Origin of the sequence: Burkholderia cepacia (assembly GCF_029962485.1) — a bacterium.
Classification (GTDB): Bacteria; Pseudomonadota; Gammaproteobacteria; order Burkholderiales; family Burkholderiaceae; genus Burkholderia.
Genome location: NZ_CP073638.1, coordinates 2,936,948 through 2,962,249 on the forward strand (window position 1 = coordinate 2,936,948; position 25,302 = coordinate 2,962,249).

The 25,302-nt window shown below is 66.8% G+C and carries 19 protein-coding genes; 13 read left to right on the forward strand and 6 right to left on the reverse strand.

Translation table 11 applies throughout. The annotated features are described in order from the left end of the window. Positions 1 to 19 precede the first annotated feature (19 nt). From betA to betI, 3 genes are read right to left on the reverse strand one after another with little or no spacing between them, the layout of a single operon-like run. The gene (gene betA, locus KEC55_RS29625) at positions 20 to 1,720 is read right to left on the reverse strand and encodes a choline dehydrogenase (RefSeq protein WP_282508624.1); all 1,701 of its coding nucleotides are present in this window, start codon (positions 1,718 to 1,720) and stop codon (positions 20 to 22) included. Between the two features lie 25 nt (positions 1,721 to 1,745). After that, positions 1,746 to 3,215 (reverse strand): betaine-aldehyde dehydrogenase, encoded by a 1,470-nt coding sequence (gene betB / locus KEC55_RS29630; protein ID WP_282508625.1) that lies wholly within the window; start codon positions 3,213 to 3,215, stop codon positions 1,746 to 1,748. 32 nt (positions 3,216 to 3,247) lie between these two features. Continuing rightward, positions 3,248 to 3,832 carry a transcriptional regulator BetI gene (betI, locus tag KEC55_RS29635; protein WP_282508626.1) on the reverse strand — a complete coding sequence of 195 codons (585 nt, stop codon included), beginning with the start codon at positions 3,830 to 3,832 and terminating at the stop codon, positions 3,248 to 3,250. A gap of 721 nt (positions 3,833 to 4,553) precedes the next feature. On the opposite strand from betI, the gene KEC55_RS29640 reads away from it, so the two are divergent. The 8 genes from KEC55_RS29640 to fdhA all read left to right on the forward strand — a co-directional run bounded on the left by KEC55_RS29640 (position 4,554) and on the right by fdhA (position 14,467). Beyond that, positions 4,554 to 5,456 carry an alpha/beta fold hydrolase gene (locus KEC55_RS29640; RefSeq protein WP_282508627.1) on the forward strand — a complete coding sequence of 301 codons (903 nt, stop codon included), beginning with the start codon at positions 4,554 to 4,556 and terminating at the stop codon, positions 5,454 to 5,456. 67 nt (positions 5,457 to 5,523) lie between these two features. Next, positions 5,524 to 6,093: a methyltransferase family protein gene (locus KEC55_RS29645; RefSeq protein WP_282508628.1), complete on the forward strand. Its 570-nt coding sequence runs from the start codon at positions 5,524 to 5,526 to the stop codon at positions 6,091 to 6,093. Between the two features lie 17 nt (positions 6,094 to 6,110). Beyond that, a complete protein-coding gene (locus KEC55_RS29650; RefSeq protein ID WP_282508629.1) occupies positions 6,111 to 7,394 on the forward strand; it encodes a glycosyltransferase in 1,284 nt (427 codons plus the stop codon). Next, complete coding sequence (locus KEC55_RS29655; protein WP_282508630.1) at positions 7,391 to 8,986, forward strand: DHA2 family efflux MFS transporter permease subunit; 1,596 nt, start codon at positions 7,391 to 7,393, stop codon at positions 8,984 to 8,986. The genes KEC55_RS29650 and KEC55_RS29655 overlap by 4 nt, the downstream gene beginning before the upstream one ends. Before the next feature lie 10 nt (positions 8,987 to 8,996). Then, on the forward strand, positions 8,997 to 9,935 hold the full coding sequence (locus KEC55_RS29660; RefSeq protein WP_176048384.1) for a glycosyltransferase family 2 protein: 939 nt from the start codon (positions 8,997 to 8,999) through the stop codon (positions 9,933 to 9,935). Positions 9,936 to 9,937: 2 nt separating this feature from the next. Next, positions 9,938 to 11,815 carry an efflux transporter outer membrane subunit gene (locus KEC55_RS29665; RefSeq protein ID WP_282511464.1) on the forward strand — a complete coding sequence of 626 codons (1,878 nt, stop codon included), beginning with the start codon at positions 9,938 to 9,940 and terminating at the stop codon, positions 11,813 to 11,815. Next, positions 11,815 to 13,005, forward strand: a complete 1,191-nt coding sequence (locus tag KEC55_RS29670) for an efflux RND transporter periplasmic adaptor subunit (RefSeq protein ID WP_282508631.1) — start codon at positions 11,815 to 11,817, stop codon at positions 13,003 to 13,005. The genes KEC55_RS29665 and KEC55_RS29670 overlap by 1 nt, the downstream gene beginning before the upstream one ends. Positions 13,006 to 13,270: 265 nt before the next feature. After that, on the forward strand, positions 13,271 to 14,467 hold the full coding sequence (gene fdhA, locus KEC55_RS29675) for a formaldehyde dehydrogenase, glutathione-independent (protein ID WP_059239222.1): 1,197 nt from the start codon (positions 13,271 to 13,273) through the stop codon (positions 14,465 to 14,467). Positions 14,468 to 14,618: 151 nt separating this feature from the next. Here fdhA and KEC55_RS29680 read toward each other — a convergent pair whose 3' ends face one another. Together KEC55_RS29680 and KEC55_RS29685 are read right to left on the reverse strand one after the other, a co-directional pair. Next, positions 14,619 to 15,380, reverse strand: coding sequence for a hypothetical protein (locus KEC55_RS29680; RefSeq protein ID WP_282511466.1), 762 nt, complete (start codon positions 15,378 to 15,380; stop codon positions 14,619 to 14,621). 189 nt (positions 15,381 to 15,569) lie between these two features. Then, the gene (locus KEC55_RS29685; RefSeq protein WP_282508632.1) at positions 15,570 to 16,994 is read right to left on the reverse strand and encodes a PLP-dependent aminotransferase family protein; all 1,425 of its coding nucleotides are present in this window, start codon (positions 16,992 to 16,994) and stop codon (positions 15,570 to 15,572) included. Positions 16,995 to 17,265: 271 nt separating this feature from the next. On the opposite strand from KEC55_RS29685, the gene KEC55_RS29690 reads away from it, so the two are divergent. Then, positions 17,266 to 18,678: a discoidin domain-containing protein gene (locus KEC55_RS29690; RefSeq protein WP_282508633.1), complete on the forward strand. Its 1,413-nt coding sequence runs from the start codon at positions 17,266 to 17,268 to the stop codon at positions 18,676 to 18,678. 58 nt (positions 18,679 to 18,736) lie between these two features. On the opposite strand, the gene KEC55_RS29695 is transcribed toward KEC55_RS29690, so the two are convergent. Next, on the reverse strand, positions 18,737 to 19,762 hold the full coding sequence (locus tag KEC55_RS29695) for a GlxA family transcriptional regulator (protein WP_282508634.1): 1,026 nt from the start codon (positions 19,760 to 19,762) through the stop codon (positions 18,737 to 18,739). Positions 19,763 to 20,210: 448 nt separating this feature from the next. Between KEC55_RS29695 and KEC55_RS29700 the strand changes: the two genes are divergently transcribed. From KEC55_RS29700 to KEC55_RS29715, 4 genes are all read left to right on the forward strand, one after another. Then, positions 20,211 to 21,485 carry a serine hydroxymethyltransferase gene (locus tag KEC55_RS29700; protein ID WP_282508635.1) on the forward strand — a complete coding sequence of 425 codons (1,275 nt, stop codon included), beginning with the start codon at positions 20,211 to 20,213 and terminating at the stop codon, positions 21,483 to 21,485. 39 nt (positions 21,486 to 21,524) lie between these two features. Continuing rightward, entirely contained in the window at positions 21,525 to 22,496 is a 972-nt protein-coding gene (locus tag KEC55_RS29705; RefSeq protein WP_059239233.1) for a dipeptidase, read from the forward strand. Between the two features lie 140 nt (positions 22,497 to 22,636). Further along, a complete protein-coding gene (locus KEC55_RS29710; protein WP_089475447.1) occupies positions 22,637 to 23,170 on the forward strand; it encodes a DUF5943 domain-containing protein in 534 nt (177 codons plus the stop codon). A gap of 68 nt (positions 23,171 to 23,238) precedes the next feature. Continuing rightward, positions 23,239 to 25,302, forward strand: a complete 2,064-nt coding sequence (locus KEC55_RS29715) for an NADH:flavin oxidoreductase (RefSeq protein WP_282508636.1) — start codon at positions 23,239 to 23,241, stop codon at positions 25,300 to 25,302.

The following is a 25,302-nucleotide window of genomic DNA, read 5'->3' on the forward strand; positions in this document are numbered from 1 at the left end:
GGCAGTGTGCCCGCCGTCGTCAGACCGTTTCCGGTTGCCGCACGGCCTTCGCGACATTGCGCGCCAGCGCGCCGTTCGCGACGAAGTACGGCACGTCCACGCGCGCGAGCGGCTGCTTGCCACGAATCTTGTCCGCGATCTTCTCGGCGATCATGATCGTCGGCGCATTGAGGTTACCGGTCGTGATGATCGGCATGATCGACGCATCGACCACACGAAGCCCTTCGAGCCCGTGCACGCGGCCTTCCTCATCGACCACCGCCATATCGTCGTAACCCATCTTGCACGAGCACGACGGATGGAACGCCGTCTCCGCGCGTGCGCGCACGAACGCGTCGAGCTCCTTGTCGCTCTTGCAGTCGGCGCCCGGGTTCAGCTCGCGGCCGCGATAGCGGTCGAGCGCGGGCTGCCGCATGATCTCGCGCGTCGCGCGGATCGCATCGCGGAACTCGCGCCAGTCGAGCGCTTCGGCCATGTAGTTGAACAGGATGCTCGGATGGTCGTTCGGATCGCGCGAGCGCAGCTTCACGCGGCCGCGGCTCGGCGAGCGCATCGAGCCCACGTGTGCCTGGAAGCCGTGCATCTCGATCGCGTTCGAGCCGTTGTAGTTGATCGCCACCGGCAGGAAGTGATACTGGATGTTCGGCCACAGATCGTCGTCGCGCGTGCGAATGAAGCCGCCCGCCTCGAAGTGGTTGCTCGCGCCGAGGCCGGTGCCGTTCAGCATCCATTCGAGGCCGATCTTCGGCTGGTTCCACCACTTGAGCGCCGGATACAGCGAGACCGGCTCCTTGCACTCGTACTGGATGTACATCTCCAGGTGGTCCTGCAGATTCTGGCCGACGCCGGGCAGGTCGAGCACGACGGGAATGTCGAGTTCCTTCAGCCACGCGCCGGGGCCGACGCCCGAACGCTGCAGCAGTTGCGGCGACGCGATCGCGCCGCTGCACACCAGCACCTCGCGGCGCGCATGCGCGGTCGCGCGTTCGCTGCCGCGCAGGTACGTGACGCCCGATGCGCGTTTGCCGTCGAACAGGACGCGATCGGCGAGCGCGTGCGTGACGATCTCGAGGTTCGGCCGCACCTTCGCCTGGTCGAGATAGCCGCGCGCGGTGCTCGCGCGGCGGCCCTTCGGCGTGACGGTGCGGTCCATCGGGCCGAAGCCTTCCTGCTGATAGCCGTTCAGGTCGTCGGTGCGCGGATAGCCAGCCTGCACGCCCGCGTCGACCATCGCTTCGAACAGCGGGTTCACGCCCGGCTTGCTGGTCGTGACCGACACGGGGCCACTGCCGCCGTGATAGTCGTTCGGGCCGACGTCGCGCGTCTCGGCTTTCTTGAAGTACGGCAGGCAGTCGAGATACGTCCAGTTCTCGAGGCCCTTGTGCGTCGACCAGTTGTCGTAGTCGAGCGCGTTGCCGCGGATGTAGCACATCCCGTTGATCAGCGACGAGCCGCCGAGCCCCTTGCCGCGGCCGCATTCCATCCGGCGGTTGTCCATGTGCGGCTCGGGGTCGGTTTCGTACGCCCAGTTGTAGCGGCGGCCCTGCAGCGGATAGGCCAGCGCCGCCGGCATCTGCGTGCGGAAGTCGAAGCGGTAGTCGGGGCCGCCCGCTTCGAGCAGCAGCACCGTGACGTCCGGATCTTCCGTCAGGCGCGTTGCGAGCACGTTGCCCGCGGAACCTGCGCCGCAGATGATGTAGTCGTATTCGCGTGTCGTCATGACGGTCAGTCTCCTTTCGTGATCCTTAAAACACCGGGTTGTAGCGGCCGAGCTCGACCTGCACCGACTTGATTCGAGTGTAGTGCTCGAGCGTCGTGATGCCGTTCTCGCGTCCGACACCGGATTGCTTGTATCCGCCAACCGGCATCTCGGCCGGCGATTCGCCCCACGTGTTGATCCAGCAGATGCCGGCTTCGAGGCGGTGGATCGTGCGGTGAGCGCGCGACAGGTTTTCGGTCACGACGCCGGCCGCGAGGCCGTAGTGCGTGTCGTTCGCGCGGGCGATCACTTCGTCTTCCGATTCGAAATCGAGGATGCTCATCACCGGCCCGAAGATTTCCTCGCGGACGATCTTCATGTCGTCGCGGCAATCGCCGAACACGGTCGGCGCGACGTACTGGCCGCTGCCGAAGTGGCCGTCGGTCAGGCGCGTGCCGCCCGCGAGCAGCTTCGCGCCTTCGGTCTTGCCGCTTTCGATGAAGCCGAGCACCTTGTCGAGTTGCGCGGCCGACACGAGCGGGCCGAAGTTGGTGTCGGCATCGGTCGGCTTGCCCACGCGGATGCGCTTCACGCGTTCGAGCACCTTCTGCGTGAACGCGTCCTTGATCGAGCGGTGCACGAACACGCGCGTGCCGTTCGTGCAGACCTGGCCCGAGCTGAAGAAGTTGGCGGTCACCGCGATGTCGGCCGCACGGTCGAGGTCGGCATCGTCGAACACGATCAGCGGCGACTTGCCGCCGAGCTCCATCGTCACTTCCTTCAGCGACGATGCGCCGGCCAGCGACATCACCTTCTTGCCCGTCTCGACGCCGCCCGTGAACGACACCTTCGCGATGTCCGGGTGGCCCGTCAGCAGCGCGCCGACGGAGCCGTCGCCCTGCACGACGTTGAACACGCCGGCCGGCACGCCGGCTTCCGTATAGATTTCCGCGAGCTTCAGCGCGGTCAGCGGCGTGACTTCGCTCGGCTTGAACACCATCGCGTTGCCGGCCGCGAGTGCGGGTGCCGTCTTCCAGCAGGCGATCTGGATCGGGTAATTCCACGCGCCGATACCCGCGCACACACCGAGCGGCTCGCGGCGCGTATAGACGAACGACTCGGCGCGCAGCGGCACCTGCAGCCCTTCGATTGCGGTCGCGAGGCCCGCGTAGTACTCGATCACGTCCGCGCCGGTGACGATGTCGACTGCGAGCGTCTCGCCGATCGGCTTGCCGGTGTCGCGCGTTTCGAGTGCCGCGAGCTCGTCGTTGCGCTCGCGCAGCAGGTCGACCGCGCGGCGCAGGATGCGCGAGCGCTGCATCGCGGTCATCGCGGCCCATTCGCGCTGGCCTTCCTGCGCGGACGCCACGGCGCGATCGACGTCGGCCGCGCTGGCCTGCTGCACCTGGGCGAGCAGTTCGCCGGTGGCGGGGTCGAAGGTGTCGAAAGTCTTGCCGCTCGTGGCGTCGACGTAACCGCCGCCGATGTAGAGGCGCTGCAAACCGAATACGGACATGAGGATCTCCTTGAGGGCGACTGCGTGACGCGTCAGGCGGACGCGAGCAGCAGGTCGATGTAATCGTGGGTGAGCTTCAATGCAGCCCGGGTGTCGATCGGGCCGCCGGCGAGCGCGCCGCGCAGCCACAGGCCGTCGATCAGCGCGGCGAGGCCGCTGGCGGCTTCGCGCGCCTTTGCAAGCGGCAATGCCTTCGCGAATTCGGCGCACAGGTTCGAATGCAGGCGCCGCGTGTTGACGTGTTGCAGGCGCTTGAGCATCGGGTCGTGCATGCTCTGCGACCAGAATGCGAGCCACGTCTTCATCACGGGCGCGCTGACCTGCGTGTCGTCGAAGTTCGCGGCGGCGATCGCGCGCAGCCGCGAACGCGGGTCCTTGCGCGCGCTCGCACGGCGGCGCGTGGTGGCCGACCACAGGTCGCGCAGCACGTGCCGCATCGTCGCTTCGAGCAGGCCGTCCTTGTCGCCGAAGTAGTGGCTGACGATGCCCGTCGAGATGTTCGCGCGTTGCGCGACCGATGCGAGCGTCGTGCCGGGCAGGCCCGCTTCGTCGATCGAGCGCAACGTGGCATCGATCAACTGTGCGCGGCGAATCTCCCGCATTCCGACTTTCGGCATCGCGACTCCCTTCGCCCGGACGGGCCGTCCATGTAGGTCGAGAGCTTAGCGGTTTTTTATTGATCGTTCAATCAACAAAAAGCGGGGTCTGACGATGAAGTCGTGTTCGACGAGGGGCGTCCGGCCGCGTCCGCAGTCATGTGCAGGTGCGGAAAAACGAATTGAAAGAAGGTTAATTAAATTGGAATCTGTTTAAAACGGTTTCCGAAAAGATGACGCAATGCAGGGGAAAGTTTCTACTCCCGGCGTGATTACAAATCGAAAGAGTGTCGAGATCTGCAAGATTATTCGCAATGTGAAATTGTCAATTCGGATCGTGAAGATGCGCGGCTTTCCTGAAACCGTTTCAATCAGACGATTGAATTGGCGTATCAAATTGAATTTAAAGGGAAATATTGATTTTTTGAACACTGGCTCCGATTGCGCGCAAACGATTGCGGATATCTTTCGCGGGAACCCATCTACCATAAAAATTGATAAAAAAATTTGAATCATGGGCATTTTCTAACAGAGTAGAGGGGATCCTTGGAATGACTTGAGTAAGTAATATCGACCGTATTAGTATGGCGCCGCACCAAGAGGAATGAATGGGCGCCGCCGGCATTTGCCGCGGTGCGTCGGCAATGGGCGCGATGCCATACCGCGCACGAGGCCGTCACCTGCCATTGCGCACCTGCAGCATGCCGCGACGTCGAGACGCCGCATTCACCGGAGAACGACGATGCCGACCGAAAAACACGTGGTCCCGCTACCGAATGGTCTGAAGGTCTACGTCGAACGGAACGTGTTCGACCCGGCGTTCGACACCGCCATGCTCGTCAACGGCGCGCTCGCGACGACCGCATCGTTCGGGCAGACCGTCCAGTATCTCGGCGAGCGGATGAACACGATCTGCTTCGACCTGCCGTATGCGGGCCAGTCGCGCCAGCACAACCCGGGCTGCTACATCCTGACCAAGGACGACGAAGCCGCGATCCTCCAGTACCTGGTCGAGCATTTCGCGCCGGCGTTCCTCGTGTCGGTGTCATGGGGCGGCGTCGCGTCGCTGTTCGCGCTCGCGCGCGGGTGCCCGAGCGTGCGGCGCGCGGCGATCTGCTCGTTCTCGCCGTTCCTGAACGACGCGATGGTCGACTACGTGACGCGTGCCCGCGACCACATCTCGGCCGGCGAGAACCTGAAGGCCGCGCAGCTGCTGAACGACACTGTCGGTCGCTACCTGCCGCGCATCATGAAGCTGTACAACTACCGGTATCTCACGCGCCTGCCGCGCGACGAGCAGGACCAGGTCGCGTTCCACGTCGACCAGATCCTGTCGCTGCAGCCCGAGCGCTATTTCAGCGAGTTTTCGAACATCGGCTGCGAGCTGCTGTTCCTGAACGGCGAGCGCGACGATTACACGACGCCGGCCGACGTGCGCCAGCTCGGCGCGCACGTGTCGCGCGCGCGGTTCGCGACGGTGCCGGACGCCGGCCATTTCCTCGATATCGAAGGCCGCGCGCAGCGCGAATACACGCGCACCGCGCTGCTCGACTTCTTCTGCGGCGAGGCGTCCGTCGCGGCCGGCATGGCGCGCGCGGCCGCGCATGCGTGTGTGCCCGCGCCGATGCATGCGCTGTCGTCGTGACGCCAACCGTCGTGCACCGGGCCCATCCCGCGCATCCGAATTCCCATCCCAACGAGGCAGGCCAGCCGTGAATATCGTTCAGACCATCGCCATCGTCGTTCCGTGGGCCGCATGGCTCGCCTACTGGATCGCCACGTCGCAGGGCGTGAAGACGACCGTGCGCAAGGAAGCATCGCGCTCGCGCACGCTGCAGTCGATTCCTCTGATCGTCGGCGGCGCGTTGATCATCCTGCCCGATCCGTCGTGGCAGGCGCTCGTACCCGACTGGCAGCGCTTCGGGCTGCAGGCGCAGTGCGGGCTCGCGGTGCTGGTGGCCGGCCTGTTGTTCTCGGTGTGGGCGCGGCTGCATCTCGGCACGAACTGGAGCGTGTCGGTCACGCTGAAGGAAGACCACGAGCTCGTCCGCACGGGGCCGTATGCGCTGGTCCGTCACCCGATTTACACGGGCTGCCTGATCGCGCTCGTCGGCGCCGTGCTGATCGGCGGCGAATGGCGCGGCGCGATCGGCGTGCTGCTTGTGTTCGCGTCGCTCGCGTACAAGGTGCGCGTCGAGGAAAGCTGGTTGACCGGGTATTTCGGGCCGGCGTACGCGCAGTACCGCCGCGAAGTGGCGGCGCTGATTCCCGGCTTCTACTGATACCCGCGAGGCGCGCGATGGCGAAGATGATCGTGACCGCGATCGGCTCGGCAGGCGACGTGCATCCGCTGCTCGGCGTCGCGCGCACGCTCGCGGCGCGCGGTCACGACGTCGTGTTCTGCACGCACGCGCCGTTCGAGGCGGCCGTGCGCCGCTGCGGGTTCGCGTTCGTGCCGGTCGGTACCGCGGCCGAATACGACGCGGCGATGGAGAACCCGGCGCTATGGGATCCGCGCACGTCGTTCCGCACGCTGTGGCAGGTGATCGCGCCGACGCTGCGCCCGCACTACGACACGCTGCATGCGCTGACCGATGCCGACACGGTGCTCGTCGGCACGCTGTGGGCGTTCTCCGCGCGTTTCATGCAGGAACGGCACGGCACGCCGTACGTGTCGGTGCAGGTGTCGCCTTCGACGTTGCTGTCCGCGCATGCGCCGCCGACGCACCCGCGCCTGACGATTCCCGCGCGCTGGCCGCTGCCGGTGAAGTCGGCGCTGATGACGCTGATCGAGCGGCAGGTGCTCGATCGCGTGTGCGGCCCGGCGCTCGACGCGGTGCGCCGCGATCTCGGGCTCGCGCCCGCGCGGCGCGTGCTCGGCCGCTGGCTGCATTCGACCGACGGCGTGCTGTGCCTGTTTCCCGGCTGGTTCGCGCCGCCGCAGCCCGACTGGCCGTCGAACCATTTTCAAAGCGGTTTTCCGCTGTTCAACGATATTGCGACACCTGACGATGATGTGGCACTCGATGCGTTTCTCGCGGCCGGTGAGCCCCCGGTCGTGTTCACGGCCGGTTCGACACGCGTCGATCACGCGGCATACGCGCGCGCGGTGGCGGACGCGCTGCGCGTGACCGGCGCGCGCGGGATCCTGTTGACGCCGCACGATGCAGCGTCGCACGACGACCGGCTGCTCGTGCGCCGCTTCGTGCCGATGCGTACGCTGCTGCCGCGTTGCCGCGCGCTCGTGCATCACGGCGGGATCGGCACCGCGGCGCTCGCGTGTGAGGCCGGGATCGTGCAGGTCGTCACGCCGTTCGCGCACGACCAGTTCGACAACGCGCAACGCGTCGTCGTGAACGGCTGCGGCGTGCGCGTCGACGGCCCGGTCGATGGCGCGCGGCTCGGCGCGGCGCTCGCGCGCGTGCTGGCCGAACCGGCGTTCGCGGTGCATGCGAAGCGCACGCGCGCGCTGCTCGCGGCCGCACCCGACGGCTGCGACGCGGCCGCCGATTTCATCGAACGATTCGTGCCGAAGCGCGGGCGGGTGGCCACGCGGGCCGATGTCGCGGCGGCCGGCGCATGAGCACCGCGTCGCCGCTTCACGACGGGCCCGTCGCCCCTTCCGCGTTCGATGCGCCAGCGCCCGCGCCGGCCGCGCAGCCGGTGCGCGGCATCCGGCTCGCGCTGCTGACGTTCGCGCTGTCGCTCGCGACCTTCATCGAAGTGCTCGACTCGACCGTGACGAACGTCGCGGTGCCGGCGATCTCCGGCAGTCTCGGCGTATCGAACAGCCAGGGCACATGGGTGATCAGCTCGTACTCGGTCGCGGCGGCGATCGCGGTGCCGCTGACGGGCTGGCTCGCGCGCCGCGTCGGCGAGCTGCGACTGTTCGTCGGCGCGGTGCTGCTGTTCACGCTGACGTCGCTGCTGTGCGGGCTCGCGCGCGACTTGCACGTGCTGGTGATCTGCCGCGCGCTGCAGGGTCTGTGCTCGGGGCCGATGGTGCCGCTGTCGCAGACGATCCTGCTGCGCACGTTCCCGCCGGACAAACGCACGATCGCGCTCGCGCTGTGGGCGATGACGGTGCTGCTTGCACCGATCTTCGGGCCGGTGGTCGGCGGCTGGATCGTCGACAACTTCTCGTGGCCGTGGATCTTCCTGATCAACTTGCCGATCGGGCTGTTCTCGTTCGCGGTGTGCACCGCGATGCTGCGCCCCGACGCGCAGCGCGGCGCGGCCGGCCCGGTCGACGTGCCGGGCATCGTGCTGCTCGTGATCGGCGTCGGTTCGCTGCAGGCGATGCTCGACCTCGGTCACGACCGTGGCTGGTTCGGTTCGCCGCTGATCGTCACGCTCGCGGTGGTCGCGACGCTCGCGATCGTGTCGCTGCTGATCTGGGAGGCGGGCGAAGCGCATCCCGTCGTCGATCTCAGCCTGTTTCGCGACCGCACGTTCTCGTTCTGCGTGCTGATCATCTCGCTCGGGATGATGAGCTTCTCGGTGGTCGGCGTCGTGTTCCCGTTGTGGATGCAGGCCGTGATGGGCTACAACGCGTTTCATGCGGGGCTCGCGACGGCGTCGCTCGGCGTGCTCGCGCTCGTGTTCTCGATTCTCGTCGGGATTCACGCGCACCGTTTCGACGCACGCGTGCTCGCGACGTTCGGCTTCCTCGTGTTCGCGGCCGTGCTCGCGTGGGATGCGCATTTCACGCTGAAGATGACGTTCGCGCAGATCGCCGCGCCGGGACTGATCCAGGGGATCGGGCTGCCGTGCTTCTTCATTCCGCTGACCGCCGCGACGCTGTCGCGCATTCCGGACGACCGGCTCGCCGCCGCGTCGAGCCTGTCGAACTTCCTGCGTACGCTGTCCGCCGCGTTCGGCACGGCGATGAGCGTGACGCTGTGGGAGAACCGCGCGACCTATCACTACGACGTCGTCTCGCAATCGGTCACGCACGCATCGGCGAACACGCAGCGCTTCGTGCACTCGCTGAACGCGATGGGCGTGGACGGCGTGCGCGAGCTGTCGACGCTGCACCAGGTCGTGATGCAGCAGGCGTACATGATGGCGACCAACGACATGTTCTGGATGGCGAGCATGACGTGTCTCGCACTCGCGGCGATGATGTGGCTGACGCGGCCGAAGCGCGGCGCAGCCGCGTCGTTCGGGCATTGAGGAGAAGACCATGACGACACTCGGCGCACTCGTGATCCTGTATCACCCGAGCGATGCGCAGCTCGATGCGCTCCGCGCATGGCGGCACGCGTGCGACGCGCTGCTCGTCGTCGACAACACGCCGCAGCCCGATGCGCGGGCGCGCGAGCTGTGCGAGCGGGAGGGTATCGCGCTGCTGCATCACGGCAATCGCGGCGGGATCGCTGGCGCGTACAACGCGGGGCTTGCGGCGCTGTTTCGCGACCGCATCGACGCGGTCGCGCTGTTCGACCAGGATTCGTCGGTGCCGGCCGCGTATTTCCCGGTGATGCGCGACGTCTGCGCGGGGCTGGCCGGGCGCGCGTTCCTGGCCGGCCCGCGCATCTTCGACGAAAACGCACGCAGCTTCCTGCCGGAGCTCTCGACCAACGGGATCGGGCTGCGCCGCCTGCGCATCGAGCCGGGCGCGCCGCTGCAGCGCTGCGCGTTCCTGATCTCGTCGGGCTGCGTGGTGTCGCGCGACGCGTTCGACCTGCTCGGCCGCTTCGACGAGACGCTGTTCATCGATCACGTCGACACCGAATACAGCTTCCGCGCGCTGTCGCGCAACGTGCCGCTCTATGTCGTGCCGTCGCTGGTGTTGCCGCACCGGATCGGCGCGAAGCAGCGGCACGCGATCGGCCCTTTTGAAATGACGTCGATGAATCATTCGTGGCAACGGCGCTACTACAGCGCGCGCAATGCGGTGCAGCTCGGGATGCAGTACGGGTTGCGTTTTCCGGTGGCGATCGTGCCGAACTTGCTGACCGTATGGCAGGTCGTGCAGATCGCGCTCGTCGAACGCGACAAGCGCGCGAAGCTCGCCGGCATCCTGTTCGGCGTCGCGGACGGCCTGTTCGGCAGGCTCGGTCCGCTCGAACGCACGCGGCCGCGTCTGGCCGCGCGTGCGCAGCGCGTTCGGCAGGGGTGATGATGCGGCATTCGAGGAAAGCGGCGGGTTCGGCGCGTGGCGTGAAGGGCGGCGCGACGATCGCGGCGGCGGCCATGCTGTTCGCCTTGGGGGGCTGCGTGCCGTCGGGGTTCCTGCCGTCGCTGTCGCTGCGCGCGCCGGCCGGCGACGCGCTCGCGCATACGGTCGGCCCCGGCGCGAACGGCGCGTGGCCGGCGCCGGATTGGGTGAAGCAGCTTCAGGATCCGCAGCTCGACGACCTCGTGGCCGAGGCGTCGCAGAACAGTCCCGATGTGCAGGTCGCGCAGGCGCGGTTGCGCATCGCGCAGGCGCAGCTTCAGCAATTCGATTCGCTGACCGGGCTCACGGGCACGGCCGGCGCGACGATCAGCCGCGCGCGGATGCCGAAACCCGGCGACATCGCCGACGTGACGGCCGGCGGCTATCGCGTGCCGGTGCAGATCTTCGGCGATCCGAACGTATCGCCTTCGTCGATCTTCGTCGGGTTGAACTACCAGCTCGACTTGTGGGGCAAGAACCGTGCGGCGACGAAGAGCCTGATGTCGCTGCGCGACGCGGCGGGCGTCGAGGCGGAACAGGTACGGCTGACACTCGCCGTCGCGATCGTCACCGTGTACTGCCAGCTCGACCAGACGTACGCGGTGCGCGACCTGTTGCAGCAGAAGCTGAAGATCAGCCAGCGTGTGACGGCCGTGCTGCGCGAGCGCACCGCGCGCGGCCTCGACAACGCGTATGACGCGAGCGACGCGTCGATCAAGCGCAGCCGCCTGCTCGAACAGATCGCGCTGAACGACGAGCAGATCAAGCTTGCGCAACTGCAGCTCGGCGTGCTGTCGGGCCGCGGTCCCGAGCGCGGGCTCGCGCTGCAGCGGCCGCGCGTCGGCGCGTTCGCGGGCGGCGCCGTGCCCGCGCGCCTGCCGGCCGATCTCCTCGGTCGCCGGCCCGACATCGTCGCCGCGCGGCTGCGTGTCGAAGCCGCGTTCGCGAATGCCGATTCGACGCGTGCGCAGTTCTATCCGGACGTGAACCTCGTCGCGCTCGGCGGCGTGTTCGCGCTGACACCCGCATCGCTGTTCTCGCGCGATTCGCTCGCCGGCTCCGTCGGCCCGGCGATCTCGTTGCCGATCTTCGATCGCGGCCGGCTGAAGGCGAAGCTCGGCGCGGACGTCGCGCAGGCCGACGTCGCGATCGGGCTGTACAACAAGACCGTCGACGATGCGCTCGGGCAGGTCGCGCAGCTCGTCACGTCGCTGCAGACCTCGCAGACGCTCGTGACGCAGCAGCAGGACGCGGTCGCGGCCGCGCAGAAGATCGTGCAGATTGCGGCCGACCGCCACCGGCGCGGCGTGCTGATGCAGAAGGATGTCGATGTCGCGGATCTCACGCTGATCGACGAGCGCACGCAGATGATTGCGTTGCTCGGCCGGCAGCGCACGCTGCGCGTCGGGTTGATCGGCGCGCTCGGCGGCGGGTTCGATGCGGGCGCAACGGTGGCGCAGGCGCAGACGCCGGTCATGCATCGGGCGCGCAGCGGGGCGGCGAAGCGGGGTGCTTCGACCACGGCACCTGCAGTGCCCGCCGTGGCGACTGCGGCCATCACGACCACACCGGCCACCGCCACGACCGTGAGCCGATCGGTGGCCGGGCCGTCGGCCGATGCACGTGCGCAGGGCGCGGCCGTCCGGCCGGTCGTCGCTGCATCGGATGCGGGGTCTGGACGACCCGACGACGCGGCACGCGTGCCGGCCGTCGGCGCGACGCCGCGCGGCACACCCGTTGTCGCGCGCACGGCGACGCCGATCGCGGCGCCGGTCCCGTCGGCCACCCAGCCGATCCCCCTGTTCCAGCACGATCGACTGATCGTTACGCAAAGCGACTGATGCACCACGACAACCTTCATACCGCGGCGCCGCCGGCCGCACAGACCGACCCGGCACTCGATGCGCGCCGCGCGACGCGTCGCAAGCGCTTTACCGTGTTCTTCGCGATCGTGCTGCTGGCCGCGATCGCGTGGATCGCGTATTGGCTGCTGAGCGACCGCTACTACGAAGACACCGACGACGCGTACGTCGCGGGCAGCATCGTGCAAGTCGCCGCGCAGATCCCCGGCGCCGTGACCGACGTGCTGGTGGCCGATACGCAGGCCGTGCGCGCCGGGCAGACGCTCGTGCGGCTCGACGACACCGAGGCATCCGTCGCGTTCGCACAGGCGAAGGCGCAGCTCGCGCAGGCCGTGAGGCAGGTCGCGAACGCGAAGATCTCGAACACGATGTACGTCGAGGCCGTCAATGCGCGTCGCGCCGACCTGTCGCTCGCGCAGCGCGCATTCGTCGCCCGCTCGGGCGCGTCGGTCGAGATCGTCGCGCCGGAGGAACTGGCGCGCGCGCGCGCGGCGGTGGCCGGTGCGCAGGCGAACCTCGCGGCCGCGCAGGCCCAGCTCGACGCGGCGCGCGCGCTCGGCAGCAAGCTGCCGGTCGACGAAAGCCCGGCCGTCGTGCAGGCGGCCGCGCAGTTCAAGCTCGCGTACCGGAACCTGAAACGAACGACGATCGTCGCACCCGTCGACGGCACGATCGGGCAGCGCTCGGTGCAGGTCGGCCAGCAGGTCGGGCCGGGCGTGCCGCTGATGTCGGTCGTGCAGCTCAACCAACTGTGGATCGAGGCGAATTTCAAGGAAGGGCAGATCCGCCACATGCGCGTCGGCCAGCCGGTCGAGGTCGTGTCGGATCTCTACGGCTCGCGGGTCGCCTATCGCGGCCGCGTGCAGGGCTTCTCGGCCGGTACGGGCAGCGCCTTCTCGATGCTGCCGTCGCAGAACGCAGCCGGCAACTGGATCAAGGTCGTACAGCGCGTGCCGGTCGTGATCGCGCTCGATTCGCGCGATCTCGCCGCGCATCCGCTGCGCGTCGGGCTGTCGATGCGCGCGACGGTCGACACGCGCGACCGCAACGGCCACGCGCTCGACAGCGAGCCACCGACGCCGGCCGTCAGCACGCGCGTGCACGACGGCGTCGCGAGCGACGCGGAAGCGGCGGCTGTCGCGATCATCCGCGAGAATCAGGGCGGCTGACACCCGTCGGAAAAGGAAAGGGCCGGCCGCGAGCGCCGGTCCGCCTCCCGGCGTGGCGCGTGTCCCGCGTCCCGCCCGGCGCCGTCCCGTCGTTTCCCGCCCGACTTTCGTATTTCCGCCATCGATGTCGGCGCCGATCAAACGCATGTCGCGTTTGAGACATCGGCGCCCCTGCCTCCGGGACTACTCTCGAACAGCACGTTGCGTGTGCGCCGCATGAGACGGCGTGCCGCGGCGCCATCCAACGAGACATGGAGACAATACGATGAGCAGCAATCGAGGTGTCGTCTATCTTGGGCCGGGTCAGGTCGAAGTCCAGAAAATCGATTATCCGAAGATGGTCGACCCGAGCGGCCGCGCGATCGGCCACGGCGTGATCCTGAAAGTGGTCAGCACGAACATCTGCGGCTCCGACCAGCACATGGTGCGTGGCCGCACGACCGCACCGGTCGGCCTCGTGCTCGGTCACGAGATTACCGGCGAAGTGGTCGAAGTGGGCCGCGACGTCGAGACGCTGAAGATCGGCGATCTCGTGTCGGTGCCGTTCAACGTCGCCTGCGGTCGCTGCGCGATGTGCAAGGACACGCATACGGGCGTGTGCCTGAACGTGAACCCGTCGCGTGCCGGCGGTGCGTACGGCTACGTCGACATGGGCGGCTGGATCGGCGGCCAGGCCGAGTACGTGCTCGTGCCGTATGCCGATTTCAACCTGCTGAAATTCCCGGACCGCGATCAGGCGATGTCGAAGATCCGCGACCTGACCTGCCTGTCCGACATTCTGCCGACCGGTTATCACGGCGCGGTGAGCGCGGGCGTGAAGCCGGGCTCGACGGTCTATATCGCGGGCGCGGGCCCGGTCGGCATGGCTGCCGCCGCATCGGCGCGCCTGCTCGGCGCGGCCGTCACGATCGTCGGCGACATGAATGCGGAACGTCTCGCGCATGCGCGTGCGATGGGCTTCGAGACGGTCGACCTGTCGAAGGACGCTTCGCTCGGCGAGCAGATCGAGCAGATCCTCGGTGTACCCGAGATCGACTGCGCGGTCGACTGCGTCGGCTTCGAGGCGCACGGCCACGGTTCGTCGGGCCACTCGGAGGAAGCGCCCGCGACGGTGCTGAACTCGCTGATGGAAATCACGCGGCCGGCCGGCGCGATCGGCATCCCGGGCCTGTACGTGACGGACGATCCGGGCGCGAAGGACAAGGCGGCGCAGCACGGCAGCCTGAGCATCCGCTTCGGCCTCGGCTGGGCGAAGTCGCATTCGTTCTTCACGGGCCAGACGCCGGTGCTGAAGTACAACCGCAACCTGATGCAGGCGATCCTGTTTGACCGGCTGCCGATCGCGAAGATCGTCAACGTCGAAGTGATCTCGCTCGACCAGGCGCCGGAAGGCTACAAGAAGTTCGACGGCGGCGCGCCGCGCAAATTCGTCATCGACCCGCACGGGTTGCTGGCGGCGTGATGCGCTAGCGTTCGATACGCTACGTGCTGAAGGAAAACGGGCGGCTCCGGAAACGGGCCGCCCGTTTTTGTTTCGGGCGCGGCGCGATCGAGGGGGGCCGAAGATCGGTTCGGAAAGCGAATCGTCCGGCGCGAACGGCCGGACTCCGCGCTCAGTGGCCGCGATAGAGTTTCGCGATCTCTGCGTGGCCGGATGTGGTGTACCGCCCGTGGCGGGTATGCAGGCTCACGCGGCGAATCGGATGCGTGCGATGCGCGGCATCGCGGCTGCCTTTCCAGTCCGCCACGCGAACTGCGCTGGCGCGTGGCCGGTCGGGTGCGCGCATCGACGGTGTGGCTTGCGCGACCTGCATCTTGCCGGCAGGCGGGCTGGCGTTTGCGTCGTCGTGTGGCGGGATGGCCGCCAGTTGCGGCGTGCCGTCGGGCGAATGAAACGGAAAAGCGGGCGTCGGCAATACCGGCAGCATCGGCTCATTCACTGTATGCAAGCCGGATTCGGTCGCAGTGGCTGCCGGCGCACCGGACCCTCGACAGACGGGATCGGCCTTGCACGTGCGGTCGACCACCACATAGCCGCCGACCAGCAGCACGAGTGTCAGGAGGCTCAGGAGCGGTGCGCTCGATGCACTCGGCCGCCGGAGCGCCGCGTTGCGCAGCGAGTGCGCGACGCGCGACGACCACGAACGGACGGTATGCGGCGCTTGTGCGGCGTGCGCAGGGTCGGTCGTATGACGAATCGGATCGAACGGCCAGTCCCACTGGCCGCAGGCGGGGCAGCGCTCGAGTGCGTGGGGCGCGACGAATCCGCACTCCCTGCACCGGCAACGCGCGGCGTGCCGCGATTCGGCGCGTGCGTTCGACACGGCGCGCCATGCATCGCGCGTGCGAACGTTCCGGTTGGGCAGGACACGCATCGTCAGCGGCCGGCGGACGCCATCAACGAAGCACACGTCGACGATCGTTCGCGTTCGGTGTTCATGTGATTCTCCATAACATCGGACGCGTGGAATTCGTTCGTCCGCGGCTACCTGTCGCTTCATTCTTTGTCGCTTGCGCGTGAAACGCAAGGACGATGTCGGTTGTCCCGGGCCGCGCGTCTGGCGCTAGCCGTTGTGTCGTTGCCGCGCCGCGAGCGTCCCGATGGTCTCCATCGCGCGCTCGACGGCCGGCGTCCACGGCCGGCCGTAGTTGAGCCGCAGGTAGCGGCGAAATCCGCCGGTCGCGGAAAAGATCGGCCCCGGCGCGATGCTGACGCCGCTTTCCATCGCAGCGTCGAACAGGTGCATCGCATCGACGCGCGGCGGCAGTTCGATCCACAGGAAATACCCGCCACGCGGCGCGAATACTTCGGTGTCCGCCGGAAAATACGCACGCACGGCCGCGAGCATCTGCGCCTGGTGCGCGGCGAGATTGCGCCTCAGCTTGCGCAGGAAGCGGTCGTATGCGCCGTCGCGCAGGTAGCTCGAAATCGCCAGCTGTGCGGGCAAGTCGGCGGCCGGCGCGCTCGCGCCCTTCGCTTGCCGAATCTGCCGCACGTAGCGCCCGGCCGCGACCCAGCCGATCCGGAACCCGGGCGCGAGACATTTCGAGAACGACCCGCAATGCAGGACGAGCCCGCTGTCGTCATACAGTTTCGCGGGGCGCGTGGGCGCCGTGCCGAAATGCAGTTCGTTGTACACGTCGTCCTCGATCAGCGGCACGCCGCGCGCCGCGAGCAGGTCGATCAGCGCGCGCTTGCGCTCGTCGGTCAACGTCGCGCCGGTCGGGTTGTGGAACGACGTCATGAACCAGCACGCGCGCACCGGATGCGTGTCGAGCGCTTGCGCGAGTGCATCGAGATCGAGGCCCGTGCGCGGGTCGACCGGAATCTCGACGGCTTTCAGGTGCAGGCGCTGGACAGCGTGCAGCACCGCGTGGAATGCCGGCCGTTCGATAGCGACGATGTCGCCGGGACGTGTCAGCACCTGCAGGCAGAGCGTCAACGCTTCGAGCGCGCCGGTCGTGATGACGATCTCGTCCATCGGCAAGGCGGCGCCTGCGTTCAGGTAACGCAACGCGATCTGCCGGCGCAATGCGTCATTGCCGGGCGGTAATCCCGACAACAGTTTCGTGCGGTCCATGCCGCGGGCCGCCGACGCCATGTAGCGCCACAGGCTGCTCATCGGGAACAGCGAATAGCTGGCGAATGCCGAGCCGAGCGGGACGATGTCGTCGCATTTGAGGGAGTCGAGCAGGCGGAGCAGCGTGTCGTCGTCGCTGCCGGCTGGCGCGGTGTCCGGCTTGCGGGGGGGATCGTGGCCGAACCGCACATGCTTGTCTTCCAGGTTCGCAACGAAATATCCGGAGCGGGCTCGCGCGACGATCAGACCCTCGCTTTCGAGCGCGTAGTACGCGCGAAACACGGTGGACGGGCTCACGCCATATGCGCGGCACGCGGCGCGCACGGTGGGGATGCGCGCGCCGACTGCCAGGTCGCCGCGCCGGATCGCGTCGGCGATCGTCTGTGCCAGCGCCGCATATCGCTTCATGCCTGCCCCCCGGCCGCTCGAAGCCTTGCTGAAAAAAGAGTAGGGCACGGCACCCGTCGCACGCAAGCGCGCCCCCAATCGCTGATCCGTATGTTTTTTGAGCGCTCTGATGCTGTTCTTTCGTCTGACAAGCGGGCATCCTCCAGCACGTCCCATTCCCGATGTCCGACCGAGACGGAATCCACGCTGCATGGCGGCGGCTCCGTGCCCCACGCATGCCCTGCATGGGTTCTTGTCCGCGGCGTCCTGACCCTATCCGGAAGCATCCAGCGTGAAACTGAAGACTCTCGCCGCCGGCCTCGTGGCCGGCATCGCCCTCACCCTGTCCGCCGGCGCCGCACAGGCTGCCTGCGTCAGCAATCCCGCCGCCCAGCCGAATACGACGTTTCCCGCCGCGCTGACCGGCAAGCTCGTCTATCACAGCTACGTGAAGTACGGCGACGGCACGAGCCAGCTGTTCCTCTACGACTTCTCGGCTCATACGCTGACGCAACTGAGCAAGAGCACGTGGGGCATCACCGATCCGATGAACGGCGTGTTCAGCCCCGACGGCAAGTGGCTCGCGTTCATGGGCATCAGCAACGGCGCATGGAACGTGTTCATGCTGCAGCTCGGCGCCGGCACGCCGCCCGTCAACCTGACGAACAGCACGGGCGCGACGCGCAACGAGGACCCGAAGTTCAGCGCGGACGGCAAGTCGCTCGTGTTCAAGCAGAACGGCGACGTGAAGCAGGCGACGCTGTCGTACACGAGCGCGGGCCCGACGTTCACGTCGGTCGTGAGCCTCACGAACGCGCCGTCCGGCGCCGAATACTCGATGCCGTACCTCGCACCGGATGCGAGCGCCGTGTACTACGCGACCGGCACCGGCTCGAACATGGGGTTGATGAAGCGCACGATCGCGACCGGCGCGACCGCCGTGTTCGATCATCCGGCCGGGCTGCAGACCTACTACCCGATCGTGCGGGCGGACGGCATGGTGTTCTATGCGCGCTGGAAGGACAGCGGCGGGGCCGACCAGATCTATTCGAAGACGGCCGACCCGGCCTCGACGCCGAACGCGCTGGCGCTCAACGACTGCGTGAGCAACAACTCGGATCCGGCGCCGGTGAGCGGCACGAACTACCTGTTCTTCTCGTCGACGACGGCGGGCGGCTATCAGCTCTACGTCGGTGACGTGACGACCGGCCAGCGCTGGAGCCTGTCGCAGTTCGGCGTGAACGCCGACACGACGAAGGCGAAGCTCGGGTCGAGCTATTACGGCGGCCCGGCCGCCACGCAGCCGACGCTGCTGTCGCAAGGGCGCCCGGCTGCCGCGTCGGCGAGCTACAACGCGTCGCTCACGCCCGACAAGGCGTTCGATGGCAACACCACGGGCACGCGCTGGGATTCACCGGAAGGCGCCGGTGTCGGTTCGCAGTGGATCTCCGTGGATCTCGGCGCAGTGAAGCACATCGATCACGTCGATCTGTACTGGGATGCGGGCGCGCTCGTCTATCAGATCCAGACGTCGAACGACAACGTCAACTGGACGACGATCTATTCGACGAGCAACGGCGTTTCATATACCCACGTCACGCTGCCGAATCTCAACGGCAGCGGTCGTTACGTTCGGATGCTCGGCACGCAGCGCGCGACGCAGTGGGGTTACTCGCTCTATGAAATGCAGGTGTGGGGATCCTGAGCACAATAAAAAAACGGCCTTGATGGCCGTTTTTTTCAAGCGTCACGCGCAGCATCGCTCACGCATGCAGTACATGGGTGGGAAACGCGGGGGCCGTACTCGCCGCACCCTGCGCAAGCGGCGCAACCTGCTTGCGGCGCTCGCGGGTCGGCGCGACGCCGAACGCGTCACGATAGCTCTTGCTGAAATGGCACGCCGACTGGAAGCCGCACGCCATCGTGATGTGCATGATCGACATGTCGGTCTGCAGCAGCAGCTCGCGCGCACGGCGCAGCCGAAGCGTCAGGTAGTAATGCGTCGGCGTCATGCCGAGGTGTTCGCGGAACAGGCGCTGCAATTGCCGCTGTGACATGTTCGCGAGCCGCGCGAGCTCCTCGCGCGACAGCGGCTCCTCGATGTTGTTCTCCATCAGCGAGATCACTTCGAACAGCGACTTGTTCGCCGAGCCGAGGCGCGCGACGAGCGGCATGCGTTGCTGCGCGCTCGTGTCGCGCACGTGTTCGACGATGAACTGCTCGGCGATCTGCGTGACGCGCGCAGTGCCCACGCGCGCGGCGATCAGGTTCAGCATCATGTCGAGCGGCGCGACGCCGCCCGTGCACGTGATGCGGTCGCGGTCGATCACGAACAGTTCCTTCAGGAAGCGCGTGTCCGGAAACTCTTCCTTCAGCGCCGACATGTTCTCCCAGTGGATCGCGCACGCATAGCCCGCGAGCAGCCCCGATTTCGCGAGTGCATAGGTGCCCGTGCACAGGCTGCCAAGCGGGATGCCCGAGCGCGCGAAGCGGCGCAGTGCCGACAGGTGGGCCGGCGTGGTCGCACGCTGCACGTCGACGCCGCCGCACACGAACACGATGTCGGGCTGCCCCGCGCATTCGGCCGGGCCCGTGTCGACCGTGAGGCCGTTGCTCGCCGTGACCGGGCCGCCGTCCGGGCTGATCACCGACCAGCGGTAGAGCGGCTGGCCGCTCAGGTAGTTCGCCATCCGAAGCACCTCGATCGCATTGGTGAACGCGATCATCGTGAAATTCGGTAACGGCATGAACGCGAAGTGGGACAGCGACGCTGTGCGGTCGGGCGACATGGGGAGCGTTCCTAGAATCTCTAATAGCTATACGCCCGGGGGGCACGGGGCGGGCAGCGGTATTGTGTGAGCGAGCGCAACAAGCGTGCCATACGGCTAAACCCTAGCTCCATACGTTGTCTGGGTGTAAGGCCGATGTTGCACTGCACCGTAACCGGGAGACGCCGCACCCCGAACGGGCGGCAAACGCACTGCCCGTGTGCGTATCCATAGGTGAACAGCCGACGCCGTTTTGGTTGGTCATCCGAAAAAGCACGACCGGTCACTTGTATAAAACGGACGTGCATGGCGGAAAAGGCAAAGAACGCGTCTAAATTCATCAATCCGCCGAAAATCCGAACGACAAGAATAGAGCCGTCGGCAACCTTGTACTGGCGCAGCGGGAAACCCAGGCAGGGCGGGCCTTGAGCTTTGGTTACAGCCCTTTATTCTTCGTCACGGACGCACTATGTCGAACACCCAGCCTTTCTTCTCGCAGCCCCTTGCCGAGCGCGACGCGCCGGTACGCAGTGCCATCCTGAAGGAACTCGAGCGTCAGCAGTCGCAGGTCGAGCTGATCGCGTCGGAAAACATCGTGTCGCGCGCCGTGCTCGAGGCGCAGGGCTCGGTACTGACGAACAAGTACGCGGAAGGCTATCCCGGCAAGCGCTACTACGGCGGCTGCGAGTTCGCCGATGAAGTCGAGGCGCTGGCGATCGAGCGCGTCAAGCAGATCTTCAACGCCGGTTACGCGAACGTACAGCCGCACTCGGGCGCGCAGGCGAACGGCTCGGTGATGCTCGCGCTGGCCAAGCCGGGCGACACGGTGCTGGGCATGTCGCTGGACGCCGGCGGCCACCTGACGCATGGCGCGAAGCCGGCGCTGTCGGGCAAGTGGTTCAACGCCGTCCAGTACGGCGTGAACCGCGACACGATGCGGATCGATTACGACCAGGTCGAGGCGCTGGCGCACGAGCACAAGCCGAACCTGATCATCGCCGGCTTCTCGGCATACCCGCGCGCGCTCGACTTCGCGCGCTTCCGCGCGATCGCCGACAGCGTTGGCGCGAAGCTGATGGTCGACATGGCGCACATCGCCGGCGTGATCGCCGCGGGCTGCCACGCGAACCCGGTCGAGCATGCGCACGTCGTCACGTCGACCACCCACAAGACGCTGCGCGGCCCGCGCGGCGGCTTCGTGCTGACCAACGACGAGGACATCGCGAAGAAGATCAACTCGGCCGTGTTCCCCGGCCTGCAGGGCGGCCCGCTGATGCACGTGATCGCCGGCAAGGCCGTCGCGTTCGGCGAAGTGCTGCATGCGGACTTCAAGACCTACATCGACAACGTGCTCGCGAACGCGCAGGCGCTCGGTGAAGTGCTGAAGGCCGGCGGCGTCGATCTCGTCACGGGCGGCACCGACAACCACCTGCTGCTGGTCGACCTGCGCCCGAAGGGCCTGAAGGGCGCGCCGGTCGAGCAGGCGCTGGAACGCGCGGGCATCACCTGCAACAAGAACGGCATCCCGTTCGACACCGAGAAGCCGACCGTCACGTCGGGCATCCGTCTCGGCACGCCGGCCGGCACGACGCGCGGCTTCGGCGTCGCGGAATTCCGTGAAGTGGGCCGCCTGATCCTCGAAGTGTTCGACGCGCTGCGCGCGAACCCGGAAGGCGACCACGCGACCGAACAGCGCGTGCGCCGCGAGATCTTCGCGTTGTGCGAACGCTTCCCGATCTACTGATCGACCCCCACAAGAACAGACCCACGAGCGAGAGCAGATATGAGCACGCTGCATCAGGACAGCATCATCATCGACGGACTGAACATTTCGAAGTTCGAGAAGCCGGTGTTCGAGGACATGCGCCGTGGCGGCATCACGGCCGCGAACTGCACGGTGTCGGTGTGGGAGAACTTCGCCAAGACAGTCGACAACATCGGCGTGATGAAGAAGAAAATCCGCGACAACGGCGAGCTGCTGACGCTCGTGCGCACGACGGACGACATCTTCCGCGCGAAGAAGGAAGGCAAGACCGGGATCATCCTCGGCTTCCAGAACGCGCATGCGTTCGAGGACAACCTCGGCTACATCGAAGCGTTCGCCGACATGGGCGTGCGCGTCGTGCAGCTCTGCTACAACACGCAGAACCTGGTCGGCACCGGCTGCTACGAGCGTGACGGCGGCCTGTCGGACTTCGGCCGCGAAGTGATCACCGAGATGAACCGCGTCGGCATCATGGTCGACCTGTCGCACGTGGGCGGCAACACGTCGTCGGAAGCGATCGCGTTCTCGAAGAAGCCGGTGTGCTACTCGCACTGCCTGCCGTCGGGCCTGAAGGAGCATCCGCGCAACAAGAGCGACGTGCAGCTCAAGGAGATCGCCGACGCAGGCGGCTTCGTCGGCGTGACGATGTTCGCGCCGTTCCTGAAGCGTGGGATCGAAGCGAACATCGACGACTACATCGAGGCGATCGACTACGTCGTGAACCTGATCGGCGAAGACGCGGTCGGCATCGGCACGGACTTCACGCAGGATTTCGCGAAGGAATTCTTCGACATGCTGACGCATGACAAGGGCCGTTATCGCCAGCTGACGAACTTCGGCAAGGTGATCAACCCGGACGGCATCCGCACGATCGGCGAATTCCCGAACCTGACCGCGGCGATGGAACGCCACGGCTGGAAGGAGTCGCGTATCCGCAAGATCATGGGCGAGAACTGGGTGCGCGTGTTCAAGGACGTGTGGGGCGCGTAAGCGCCGCATCGAGCCGAACCGCCACCCGCGATTCAACAATAGAAAAATCGGGACGTGCCCGCGCAAGCCGCGCGGGCGCGCGGACGATGTCGCGCCTGCGCACTGAGCCGCGCGGCCAATTTCCTCACGGAGTCACCACGATGCAACCGCAACTGCCGATCAACGTCGATCCCGATACCGGCGTCTGGACCACCGACGCGCTGCCGATGCTGTATGTGCCGCGCCACTTCTTCACGAACAACCACGTCGCCGTCGAGGAAGCGCTCGGCGTCGAGGCGTATGCCGAGATCCTCTACAAGGCCGGCTACAAGTCCGCATACCACTGGTGCGACAAGGAAGCAAAGCTGCACGGGCTGACCGGCATGGCCGTGTTCGAGCATTACCTGAAGCGACTGTCGCAACGCGGTTGGGGCCTGTTCTCGATCATCGAGGCCGATCCGGCCAGCGCGCGGGCAAAGATCGAGCTGCGCCATTCGTCGTTCGTGCTCCAGCAGCCGGGCAAGGAAGGCAAGCTCTGCTACATGTTCGCAGGCTGGTTCGCCGGCGCGATGGACTGGGTCAACGACACGACGCCGGAAGGCAAGGGCGCCCCGCGTGCGCGATCGTTGGAAGTGCAGTGCGCGGCCGAGCATCACGACCACTGCGTCTTCGAAGTGTCGCCGATCGCGCACTGACGCACTGATTCACCGCTACAAAACAACACCCGCAACACGAGACATTCGAACGCCAGAGGTCGCCAGCGATGCGTTATCCCCACCTGTTCAAACCCATGCAGCTGAACCAGCTGACGCTGCGTAACCGGATCGTCAGCACCGCGCATGCGGAGGTGTATGCCGAGCCGGGCGGCCTGCCGGGCGACCGCTATATCCGCTACTACGAAGAAAAGGCCAAGGGCGGCGTGGGCCTCGCGATCTGCGGCGGGTCGAGCCCCGTGTCGATCGACAGCCCGCAGGGCTGGTGGAAATCGGTGAACCTGTCGACCGACAAGATCATCGATCCGCTCACGCGCCTCGCCGACACGATGCACAAGCACGGCGCGAAGATCATGATCCAGGCGACGCACATGGGCCGTCGCTCGTCGTTCCACGGCGAGCACTGGCCGCACCTGATGTCGCCGTCGGGTGTGCGCGAACCCGTGCACCGCGGCAACGCGAAGATCATCGAGATCGAGGAAATCCGCCGCATCATCGGCGATTTCGCGGCGGCCGCGAAGCGCGTGAAGGCAGCCGGCATGGACGGCATCGAAATCTCGGCCGCCCACCAGCACCTGATCGACCAGTTCTGGAGCAAGCGTTCGAATCACCGCACCGACGAATGGGGCGGCAGCCTGGAAAACCGCCTGCGCTTCGGTATCGAAGTGCTGACGGCCGTGCGCGAGGCGGTTGGCAAGGATTTCTGCGTCGGCCTGCGCATGTGCGGCGACGAATTCCACGAGGACGGCCTCGATCACGAAGCGCTGAAGGAAATCGCACAGGCGATGTCGGAGACGGGCCTGATCGACTACCTGAGCGTGGTCGGCTCGGGTGGCGACACGCACAACACGATCGCGAACTGCATGCCGCCGATGGCATTGCCGCCGGAGCCGTTCGTGCACCTCGCGGCCGGCATCAAGTCGGTCGTGAAGATTCCGGTGATGCACGCGCAGAGCATCCGCGATGCGGGCCAGGCCGAGCGCCTGCTCGCGACCGGCATGATCGACCTGGTCGGCATGACGCGCGCGCAGATCGCCGATCCGCACATGGTGATCAAGATCCGCGACGGCCGCGAAGACGAAATCAAGCAGTGCGTCGGCGCGAACTACTGCATCGACCGCCAGTACAACGGCCTCGACGTGCTGTGCATCCAGAACGCGGCGACGTCGCGTGAAGCGACGATGCCGCACATCATCGAGAAGTCGCGCGGCCCGAAGCGCAAGGTCGTGGTGGTCGGCGCGGGCCCGGCGGGGCTTGAAGCGGCGCGCGTCGCGAAGCTGCGCGGCCACGACGTCGTGCTGTTCGAGAAGAATGCGGAAGTGGGCGGGCAGGTGATGATCGCCGCCAAGGCGCCGCAGCGCGAACAGATGTCGGGGATCATCCGCTGGTTCGACATGGAAACGAAGCGCCTCGGCGTCGACCGCCGTCTCGGCGTGGCCGCCGACGAGAAGATGATCATGGCCGAGAAGCCGGACATCGTCGTGCTCGCGACGGGCGGGTCGAGCTTCACGTGGCAGGTGCCGGGCTGGGGCGTGGCTGAAGGTCTGGCCGTCAGCTCGTGGGACATCCTGACCGGCAAGGTCGAGCCCAAGCAGAACGTGCTGCTGTTCGACGGCGTGAGCACGCATGCCGGTGCGGGCGTGGCCGACTTCATGGCGAGCCGCGGCTCGAAGGTCGAGGTCGTCACGCCGGACGTGAAGGTCGCCGACGATTGCGGCGGCACGACGTTTCCGATCTTCTATCGCCGCCTGTATGCGTTCGGCGTGATCCCGACACCGAACACGATGCTCGATCGCGTCTATCAGGAGGACGGCAAGATGATTGCCGTGCTGCGCAACGAGTACACGGAAGAACTGGAAGAGCGCGCGGTCGACCAGGTGGTGATCGAGAACGGTTCGTCGCCGAACGACGAGCTGTACTGGAAGCTCAAGCCGGAATCGGTGAACCGCGGCCAGATCGATCCGCACACGCTGTTCGCGGCCGAGCCGCAACCGTGCCTGTCGGAAGAACTCGGCAACGGCCGTTTCCTGCTGTTCCGTGTCGGCGACTGCATTTCGATGCACAACGTCCACGGTGCGATCTACGACTCGCTGCGTCTCGTGAAGGATTTCTAA